Source organism: Clostridium sp., assembly GCF_021443865.1.
Taxonomy (GTDB): Bacteria; Bacillota; Clostridia; order Clostridiales; family Clostridiaceae; genus Clostridium.
This window is the reverse complement of sequence record NZ_JABUTB010000082.1, coordinates 1-9,025: the sequence shown is the minus strand read 5'-3', so window position 1 is coordinate 9,025 and position 9,025 is coordinate 1. Positions and strand designations below refer to the sequence as shown.

12 protein-coding genes are annotated in these 9,025 nt (G+C 28.9%); 10 read left to right on the top strand and 2 right to left on the bottom strand.

The annotated features are described in order from the left end of the window. Positions 1 to 99: 99 nt before the first annotated feature. From HUJ77_RS12650 to HUJ77_RS12625, 6 genes are read left to right on the top strand one after another with little or no spacing between them, the layout of a single operon-like run. A complete protein-coding gene (locus tag HUJ77_RS12650) occupies positions 100 to 1,032 on the top strand; it encodes a 4Fe-4S dicluster domain-containing protein (protein ID WP_291709174.1) in 933 nt (310 codons plus the stop codon). Positions 1,033 to 1,060: 28 nt separating this feature from the next. Beyond that, on the top strand, positions 1,061 to 1,951 hold the full coding sequence (locus HUJ77_RS12645; RefSeq protein WP_291709172.1) for an RnfABCDGE type electron transport complex subunit D: 891 nt from the start codon (positions 1,061 to 1,063) through the stop codon (positions 1,949 to 1,951). 4 nt (positions 1,952 to 1,955) lie between these two features. Then, positions 1,956 to 2,570: an RnfABCDGE type electron transport complex subunit G gene (locus HUJ77_RS12640; protein ID WP_291709170.1), complete on the top strand. Its 615-nt coding sequence runs from the start codon at positions 1,956 to 1,958 to the stop codon at positions 2,568 to 2,570. Between the two features lie 21 nt (positions 2,571 to 2,591). Next, positions 2,592 to 3,305 carry an electron transport complex subunit E gene (locus HUJ77_RS12635; RefSeq protein ID WP_291709168.1) on the top strand — a complete coding sequence of 238 codons (714 nt, stop codon included), beginning with the start codon at positions 2,592 to 2,594 and terminating at the stop codon, positions 3,303 to 3,305. A 14-nt stretch (positions 3,306 to 3,319) separates the two neighbouring features. Beyond that, on the top strand, positions 3,320 to 3,898 hold the full coding sequence (rsxA, locus tag HUJ77_RS12630; protein WP_291709166.1) for an electron transport complex subunit RsxA: 579 nt from the start codon (positions 3,320 to 3,322) through the stop codon (positions 3,896 to 3,898). Between the two features lie 12 nt (positions 3,899 to 3,910). Next, on the top strand, positions 3,911 to 4,705 hold the full coding sequence (locus tag HUJ77_RS12625; protein ID WP_291709164.1) for an RnfABCDGE type electron transport complex subunit B: 795 nt from the start codon (positions 3,911 to 3,913) through the stop codon (positions 4,703 to 4,705). A 43-nt stretch (positions 4,706 to 4,748) separates the two neighbouring features. Here the strand turns inward: HUJ77_RS12625 and HUJ77_RS12620 are convergent, their stop codons facing one another. Continuing rightward, positions 4,749 to 6,017, bottom strand: a complete 1,269-nt coding sequence (locus HUJ77_RS12620) for an FAD-dependent oxidoreductase (RefSeq protein ID WP_291709162.1) — start codon at positions 6,015 to 6,017, stop codon at positions 4,749 to 4,751. An 85-nt stretch (positions 6,018 to 6,102) separates the two neighbouring features. Then, positions 6,103 to 6,423: a cytochrome C biogenesis protein gene (locus HUJ77_RS12615; protein WP_291709160.1), complete on the bottom strand. Its 321-nt coding sequence runs from the start codon at positions 6,421 to 6,423 to the stop codon at positions 6,103 to 6,105. Between the two features lie 281 nt (positions 6,424 to 6,704). Between HUJ77_RS12615 and HUJ77_RS12610 the strand changes: the two genes are divergently transcribed. The 4 genes from HUJ77_RS12610 to HUJ77_RS12595 all read left to right on the top strand — a co-directional run. Next, on the top strand, positions 6,705 to 7,109 hold the full coding sequence (locus HUJ77_RS12610) for a hypothetical protein (RefSeq protein ID WP_291709159.1): 405 nt from the start codon (positions 6,705 to 6,707) through the stop codon (positions 7,107 to 7,109). A 216-nt stretch (positions 7,110 to 7,325) separates the two neighbouring features. Beyond that, positions 7,326 to 8,033, top strand: coding sequence for an MgtC/SapB family protein (locus HUJ77_RS12605; RefSeq protein WP_291709157.1), 708 nt, complete (start codon positions 7,326 to 7,328; stop codon positions 8,031 to 8,033). A gap of 123 nt (positions 8,034 to 8,156) precedes the next feature. Then, complete coding sequence (locus HUJ77_RS12600) at positions 8,157 to 8,609, top strand: MarR family transcriptional regulator (RefSeq protein ID WP_291709155.1); 453 nt, start codon at positions 8,157 to 8,159, stop codon at positions 8,607 to 8,609. 30 nt (positions 8,610 to 8,639) lie between these two features. Next, a partial coding sequence (locus HUJ77_RS12595) for a HutP family protein (protein WP_291709153.1) occupies positions 8,640 to 9,025 on the top strand: 386 nt, incomplete at its 3' end.

The following is a 9,025-nucleotide window of genomic DNA, read 5'->3' as shown; positions in this document are numbered from 1 at the left end:
TTGTGAGAAGTATTTATTTGTGGTAATATGAAAATGCTCATCAAATTTCAAGTTAAATTTGTGGCTTGATGTTGAATACTATATATAGGAGGTTTTAGAGTGTTAATTAATCTATTTAATAATGTAAAAGGTTCAAATAAATTATTTACATTAATTGATTCTAAATTATCACAAACTTTAGTAAAGAAAGAAAACTTAGAAGAATTATCTGCTAAGGAAATTGATGAAAGTTTTAGTTCATATTACGAAAATAATAAAAATAAAAAAGTAATAGTTAAGGCCTTTAGCTTTCAACCAAATTTAAATGGGTATGGAATTATAGTAAATGAAAAAAAAGAAGAATTAAAGAAAGGATTAGAGAAAATTAATTCTTTAAATGAAGTTAAGTTTGTAGTTGATAAAAAAGACAAAAACTTATTTAAAGAATTAGGGGTGTATGGTGAAGTTATCAAAGTTTCTTCTATTACAGATCTATATGATGATAAACTTATAGGCAAAGTTTATGGCGATAATAAGGATGTTGTTATATATGACATATTAGATGTTATTAATTATGGACAATCTTTATTAGGCAAAGAAATAGAAAGATATATTACTGTTTATGGTAGTGCAGTTAAAGGAAATAAGGTAATTGCTATTAATAGTAATACAACATACAAAGAAGTTTTTGAAGAATTAAATGGAAATATTGATATCCTTGAAAAGATTATAGATGGAGGAAGCCTTAATGGAACTCCTGTATATGATATAAATTTAAAAATAAATGAGGATTCAAAAGGATTATTATTCTTAAGCAAAGCAGATTTACCATCAAGTGAAAAATATAACTGCATTAATTGTTCTAAGTGTCTAAGAGTATGTCCTGAAGGGTTAAGCCCTATGAAACTTATGGATTTATCTAGAAGAAATGAAAAAGAAGAGTTTATAAAATTTGGAGGAAACAAATGTATAGATTGTGGACTATGTAGTTTTGTATGCCCTTCAAATATTGAAATAGCACAAATAATAAAAACTTCAAAAGTATTTAACTAATAAAACAATCTGAATAGGAGTGAAAAGTGTGGAAAACAGAAATCTTAAAGTATCACCAGCGCCTTTCGTAAAAAAAGGGCTAGGGATTAATAAGATAATGATGGATTATATTATAGCTTTAATTCCATCTATATTTGCAGGTATTTATTTTTATAAAGTTGATGCTGCAAAAATAATTATTACTACAATTTTAACTAGCATTATTGCAGAGGGGCTTTGGAATAAGTTTGTAAAGAAAACATCCTTTTTAACAGATTTAAGCCCTGTAGTACTAGGTATAATTTTAGGCTTAATAATGCCTACATATGTTCCATTATGGATACCAATTATAGGATCAATTTTTGCAACTATAGTTGTAAAACAATTTTTTGGTGGATATGGACAAAACTTTATGAATCCAGCAGCTGCAACTAAAGCATTCTTAATTGCTTCATGGGCAGGGGTTATGGCGAAACCAGTAGCAGATGCAACTTCATCAGCATCAGAAACTGCAGATGTGGTAGTTCCATTAATAGATAAAATAATAGGACAAGCATCAGGAAGTATTGGAGAAGTATCTATATTAGCTTTATGCGTAGGTGGACTTTACTTAGCCCTTAGAGGAAGAATTAGTTTAAGAGGACCAGTAGCTTTCATTTTATCAGCAATGGCTATGTACAATGTATTTGATAAAGAATTATTATTACCAGGTGCATTTTTTGTAGCTGCAATTTTTATGACTACTGATTATGGAACAACTCCAATGACTAGAGTAGGACAATACATATTTGGAATAATGGCAGGTATATGTGCTTCAATTATAGCAGTTAAAGGATTCAATCCTGAAGGACCATATTATGCTATTATCATTATAAATTTATTTACTCCTTTAATAGAATATTTAACAACTAAAAAATTTAAGGTTAAGAAGGAGGCTTAAGAATATGAAAAGAAACTTTAAGCTAGGGGGAATCCTTCTAATAATAACTATGATTTCAGGGTTATTACTTGGATTTGCTAATGATTTAACTAAAGAAGCAATTTTAGAAAACTCTAAAATAAGCAAGGAAGATTTAAACTACATAATGCCTTCTGCAGAAAAAATTCAAGATAGCACTATTGAAATAGATTCTGAAGGTGCAATTAAAAAAATTTATGAAGCAGTTAATGGAAATGAACTAGTAGGCTATGTTATGAAAGTAACTAGCAAAGGTTTCCATGGTGCAGTTGACTTTGTTGTTGGAATTTCTAAAGAAGATAAAGTTACAGGTATGAAAGTATTATCACATAGTGAGACTCCTGGATTAGGTGCAAAAATATCCGAGAATAAATTTACTGAAAGATTTAAGGATAAACCTGCAACAGATTATTTGGAAATAGTAAAAGTTACTCCTAATAAAGATACTGAAGTAGAAGCTATATCAGGGGCTACAACTTCAAGTAAAGCATCTGTAAATGCTGTAAATGAAGCAATTACATTCTATTTAGAAAATGTAAAAGGTGAAACAGTAGAACAAAAGGTAGAAACAGATGCTGATACAAGCGCTAGCACAAATTAATATTAAATTAGGAGGAAAGCAATGAATAAATTAATTGAAAGATTAAAAAATGGAATAATTACTGAAAATCCAATTTTTGTTCAAGTTTTAGCTATGTGTCCGACTCTAGCTGTTACAACAAGTGCAGAAAATGCTTTGGGAATGGGACTAGCTTCTACAGTTGTATTAATATTTTCTAACATGATGATTTCAGCAATAAGAAAATTAATTCCAGATGAAATAAGAATACCAGCGTATATAGTAGTTATAGCATCTTTTGTTACAATAATTGATATGTTAATGCAAGGATATTTACCAAGTCTTTATTCTTCACTTGGAATATTTATACCATTAATAGTTGTTAACTGTATTATCTTAGGAAGAGCTGAAGCATATGCATCAAAGAATCAAATATTACCTTCTATATTTGATGCCATTGGAATGGGACTAGGATTTACTATAGCATTATTTTTAATTGGAACATTTAGAGAAATATTAGGTGCTGGACAAATTTTAGGAATTCAAATTATTCCTGAAACTATTAAACCAGCTTCTATTATGATATTAGCACCTGGTGCCTTTTTCACTGTTGGTGGACTTATGGTAGCTTTAAATGCTTTTAATATGAGAAAAGCTGCTAAGACTGGGGAAGCAGTTAAGCCTTTAGAGCATAGCTGTGGAAGCTGTTCAGGCTGTGGAACTGGATCTTGCAGTACTTCTTCAGGAAGTGAAATTAAAGAAATTAGTAAAAACTAAGAGGGGTGGAACTTATGGAATTATTTATGATTTTTATAGCAGCAATGCTTGTAAATAACTTTGTACTTTCTAAATTCCTAGGGATTTGTTCATTCCTTGGAGTTTCAAAGAAAAAAGATGCAGCTATAGGAATGGGATTTGCCGTTACCTTTGTTATGATTTTAGCATCAGTAATGTCATGGCTTGTTTATAATCAAATATTAGTTAAATTTAATCTTGAATACTTAAAAACTATAGCTAATGTTTTAGTTATAGCAGCTTTAGTTCAATTTGTAGAAATGGCTATTAAAAAGTTATCTCCAGCACTTCACAAGGCTTTAGGAATATACTTACCACTTATTACTACAAATTGTGCTGTGCTAGGAATGGCAACATTAAATATACAAGAAAACTATAACTTTGTTGAATCTTTAGTAAATGCCTTAGGTGCTGCATCAGGATATATGTTATCTATAGTACTATTAGCATTTATTAGAGAAAGAATAGATAATAATGAAAATATACCAGTTGTTCTAAGAGGGTTACCAATTACATTATTTACAGCAGCTTTAATGTCAATTGCCTTTTTAGGATTCCAAGGATTAATTCACTAGGGGAGGTTTAGTATGAATATTTTATATGCAACTTTAAGCTTAGGAATTTTAGGTTTAGTTTTTGGAATACTTTTAGGCTTTGCATCAAAAGCTTTTGAAGTAAAGGTAGATCCTAGAATACCTAAGTTAAGAGAGTGTCTTCCAGGTGCAAATTGTGGGGGATGTGGATTTGCTGGTTGTGATGCTTATGCAGAAGCAGTTGTAATGGAAGGTGCAAAACCTAACTTATGTTCTGTAGGTGGAGCAAAAACTGCAGAAGATATTGGAGAGGTTTTAGGAATTAAAGTAGATTCTTCTGAAAAGATGACTGCATTTGTTAAATGTAATGGAAATTGTGATTCAGCTAAAAATAATTATGAATTAGAAGGTGTTACAGACTGTTTAACAGCATCTCTTATGGTAAACGGTGGTGCAAAAGCATGTTCATATGGATGTTTAGGACTAGGAAGTTGTGTTAATGTATGTGAGTTTGGTGCACTTGATATAGTTAATGGTATTGCTAAAGTAAATATTGATAAATGTACAAACTGTGGAGCATGTATAAATATTTGTCCAAAGGGACTTATTGAATCAGTACCTGTTTCTAAAAAAGTAAGAGTAGAATGTAATAATACAGAAATAGGTAGACACGTTAAGGAAAATTGTACATCTGCTTGTATAGGTTGTAAATTATGTGAAAGAAATTGTCCAAAGGATGCTGTTCATGTAATTAAGAACTTAGCAAAAGTAGATTATGATAAATGTGTAAATTGTCAAATTTGTACTAAGAAGTGTCCTACTGGAGCAATTAAAAACGTGATGATATAAAATTAAAATTATAAAGAGGTTGCATAAGCAACCTCTTTATAATTTATTGATTAAATATTCCCAATAAAGATAGGGAATTAACTCTATTTTTTATTAAATCCTTGTCTGTGGTGTAAAGATTTAGTTCTTTCATTCTTTCAAAGTATTCTCCACCAGAAAAAGTATGTCTTTGCATTTTACCATTTTCCATATCTAAAACTTCATTAGCATAAGCAATAATATCTCCTATAGAAAGCTCTCTAGGTAATTCTAAAAGAGGTTCACCCAAAGTGTATTTTACAGAATTATAACCAGCTAATGCTCCTGTAGCCATAGCTTCTGTATGTCCTACAAAAAAACCTGACTTTTCACCAGCACAGAACATATTATCTAAGCCTTTAATTTTCATTTTATTATCTCTAGGACTTGCTGCTAAATATCTAATAGAATTAGATACACCTCCAGATAAAGGGTCAATATATCTAGCATTTTCTAGACCTGGAATCTTACGAAGTTTTTCTAGAGGATAGTAAGAAGTCATAAGTTTTATATGACCAGTATCTAATAAAATTACATTCTCAGCAAATTCTTTCAATGCATATTGTTGACAGACTTTTTGACTTAGCTTATCTAAGTTAATATCTTCAGAAGGTATAGGAATACTTACTACACCGTTAGTTGTGAGTTCATCTAATAATTCTTTAGATAATGACTCTCGAGGCAATTCACAGGAACCACTCATTGCACCAGGAGTGCCATTACTTCTTTGTCCTATAAGATCATCTATTCCAGCTTTTGAACTTAAGCTTTCTCTACCACCAAAAGTAGGACACCTTAATATGCACATTGAACATCCATTGCCATATCTATTACAATTCGTCATAGGTCCTGTTGATCCAGTAGTTTCTATAAATACATCTCCTTCAATATAATCACCATTAGATAATTTAATTTTAGTAATGGAGTTATCTTCCAAAGATACATTTATAGCTCTGCTTTTAAAATGAATATTAACACCAAGAGTCATTAGATAGTTTCTTATTTTTGGTTCAACCATAGCTATATCTGTTAGACTAGCATGTTTATGGCCAGTAAAATCTACATTTTTATGAAGAGATAAGCTGTCCATAATATCAATTATTTCATTAGCACCTAAGTAAGATAACTCTTCAGCGGCAGTATATCTTCCGTTGTTTCGCATTATTCCACCTACATTGCCAACACCAAGTAACATATCTGTTCTTTCAATAAGGTGAACATCTGCCTTCATTTTTTTTGCTTGTATTGCAGCTTGACATCCAGCAAAGCCACCACCAATTATAATAACTTTCATTATTAATACCTCAAATATTAGTATTTATAAATAAAATATTCTAATATTTAAGATTTGATACCATTATAAATTACTATTATAACTTCTAGTTTATAATAGGTATTATGTCGTATACTGGTTCTTCGTATGGATGGATAGCTTTTATTACGTTGATTACTTCTATAGCTAAATCTTTATGACACCTAAATTCCATTTTTGCTTCTTTTTCAATACTTAATTCATTTTCATTGCCTAAGTAGGGATTAGAAGACTTTAAAGGCCTGAAATAACCAGTTATTTCAGTTATTGAAATACAATTATCATATTTGCCAATGCTTAAGGCACCTGTATTATTAATTGCCTCTCTTAATTTATCTACATGACTGAATGGAACATATATCTCAAACTTAACTTTAGTATAATTCATAGAATTACCTCCTATTAATGACTATAGTTTAATATTAGACTATTGGAATAAAATAGTAAACCAAATAAATGTCTAAAGAAAATAAAAATTCAATTTTAAAAAGTAGTAAAATTCCTTAAGAAAAACTAATAAATTATTATAAAAGATAAAATAAATGAAAAATAATATTACGAAAATAAGCAAATTACTGTAAAATTACGAAAGTTTGCCCTTAATATATCTTTTAATGCGATTAAGCATAATATATATTGAGAGAAATAAATTGGATTAGAGGGATGAAAATGGGAGTGTTATTTTCAATTATTGGTATTACATTAAGTTTAATTGCTGGTATTACATTAGTTAAAAGAATAATATTAAATAAGGCATTTGTCGTAAAAAAAGCTAAGGTTATAGGATTTGAAGCATATACCTATTCAACACCTGGAGTTGAGTATAATACAATGCACAGTGCAAAAATATATCCGATTATAGAAGTGAAAGATGAAAATAAGAGTGTTAAGATTGCAATATCTATTTTTGGTAACAAGTGTAACTTTGAGTGTGGAGATGAAATAGAAGTAATATATCCTAAAGGAAAGCTAGATAAAGTGAAAATATACAGTAGAGATGATATATATAATTTTTATTATTTAGCTTTAATAATGGGAGTATTAATTACTATACTATCAATTGGTATGATTTAAATTATATTAATGTAATTATTGTATATTTGTTATTTTGTTAAAAGAGCTGTTTTTAACAGCTCTTTTAACTATTATTTTATAATTTACTAGAAAGAGTATATATTATATAGTTAATTTTTAGATTATAATAGGTAAAAATATAATAATATATCTTTTGTCAATTTATTAAGTAAGAATTCATATTGTAAAAATAAAAGGTGAAAATAAGGAGATAATATGGAACTTACTATAAAGGATATAATAATAAGGCTACTTATGGCATTAATTATAGGAGGCTTAATAGGATACGAAAGGGAGCTTAAAAATAGAGCAGCTGGTTTTAGAACTCATATTTTAGTTTGTTTAGGAGCTACTATAGTATCTCTTCTTCAGATAGAAATAGGAAATCAAGCCATAGCTATGTTAACTTCAAAGGAAAAACTATATGAAGTTATAAATATAGATTATGGAAGGCTTGGAGCACAAGTAATTACTGGTGTTGGATTTATCGGAGCAGGAGCTATAATTCATAATAGAGGAAATATAAAAGGATTAACTACTGCAGCTACTTTATGGATTGTAGCATGTTTAGGTTTAGCAATAGGAATGGGTGGATATTATATAAGCATATTTTCTACTATTATAATTTTTATAACTCTAGTATTTCTAAAAAGAATAGAAAATAAATTTATTTTTAGAAACAAATATGGGAAATTTGAAGTGGAGTATTTTAAAGAAGATAAAGTAGAAAGTGAGATAGAAGAGTTTTTAGAGAAAAAGAAAATTAAAATTAAGAAGATAGAATATAATTATTATGACAATAATGAAAACAAAGTGTATGTGGTATATACAATAATTAAACCAAAAGAAATAAAAATAGAGGGATTATTAAGTGAATTAAAAGAAAATTTTCAAATAATTAAAGTTAATAAAAATAATTATTAGATTAAAAAAAAGTTTGATTATCAAAATATTTTGCTGATAAATAGATATTTCATTGAATTTTTATCTGCTTTAGATTATTATTTATATAAGGAACAATTGAAAAAAGGATGGGATTAATTCATTATGAAAAAAGAGATAAATGTAGTTAATGAACTTTTAGTTAAAATATTTAATGAAATACTTCAAATAGAAGAAAAGACTTTAAAAAGTGGACATTTTTCTGATTTATCAGTAAGGGAAATGCATACTATAGAAGCAATTGGTAGAAAAGAAAAAAGAATGATGAGTGAAGTAGCACAAGATTTAGGCATAACAGTAGGAACACTAACTACATCTATCAATAGACTTATAAAAAAAGAGTATGTTGAAAGAAGTAGAATAGAAGAGGATAGAAGAGTAGTTCTTGTGGAACTGACTAGAAAAGGAAAGGTAGCACATAGGTTACATCAAAGATTCCATAATGAAATGGTATCAACTATGCTTGATGATCTTTCTGAAGATGAAAAAGATGTTTTGATAGGTGCACTAGGTAAATTAAATAATTATTTTAAGGAAAAGTGTGAATCTATAAAATAATAAATATATTTAGTAGTATGGGAGGATATTATGGCGAATACAAGCTTAGAAGTTGCAAAGTATGCAACAAGAATGGCTATTTCATCTAGGGAGGAAGAAGAAGAACTAAAAATTAGTCTTAAGAAAGAAGGTATATTTGTTACAGCAGTAAATATAGGTGGACATATTAATGTGTCTACTTCAAAGATATTAGAAAGAGCTTTAGTAGCATCTAAAAGAAATGGTCTTATAAGAGAAGAACATTTACATGAAGGTGCCGTAATAGGAGCAACTAGAGATGCTTTAATGCAGGTATGGAATAGAGCTAGTGGTCAAAATGTTGGTGGCAAAATAGGTATTGCAAAACATGGAGAACATTTAAGTGTATGCATATTTTTAAGTGTTGGACTTTTACATTTAGATGAAGTTGTAATTGG

What these genes read in the sequence shown, in the direction of transcription:
- HUJ77_RS12635 (WP_291709168.1), top strand. Translation starts at nt 2,592, where the DNA reads ATGAATAAATTAATTGAAAGATTAAAAAATGGAATAATTACTGAAAAT.
- rsxA (WP_291709166.1), top strand. Translation starts at nt 3,320, where the DNA reads ATGGAATTATTTATGATTTTTATAGCAGCAATGCTTGTAAATAACTTT.
- HUJ77_RS12605 (WP_291709157.1), top strand. Translation starts at nt 7,326, where the DNA reads ATGGAACTTACTATAAAGGATATAATAATAAGGCTACTTATGGCATTA.
- HUJ77_RS12620 (WP_291709162.1), bottom strand. Translation starts at nt 6,017, where the DNA reads ATGAAAGTTATTATAATTGGTGGTGGCTTTGCTGGATGTCAAGCTGCA.
- HUJ77_RS12615 (WP_291709160.1), bottom strand. Translation starts at nt 6,423, where the DNA reads ATGAATTATACTAAAGTTAAGTTTGAGATATATGTTCCATTCAGTCAT.
- HUJ77_RS12600 (WP_291709155.1), top strand. Translation starts at nt 8,157, where the DNA reads ATGAAAAAAGAGATAAATGTAGTTAATGAACTTTTAGTTAAAATATTT.
- HUJ77_RS12625 (WP_291709164.1), top strand. Translation starts at nt 3,911, where the DNA reads ATGAATATTTTATATGCAACTTTAAGCTTAGGAATTTTAGGTTTAGTT.
- HUJ77_RS12640 (WP_291709170.1), top strand. Translation starts at nt 1,956, where the DNA reads ATGAAAAGAAACTTTAAGCTAGGGGGAATCCTTCTAATAATAACTATG.
- HUJ77_RS12610 (WP_291709159.1), top strand. Translation starts at nt 6,705, where the DNA reads ATGGGAGTGTTATTTTCAATTATTGGTATTACATTAAGTTTAATTGCT.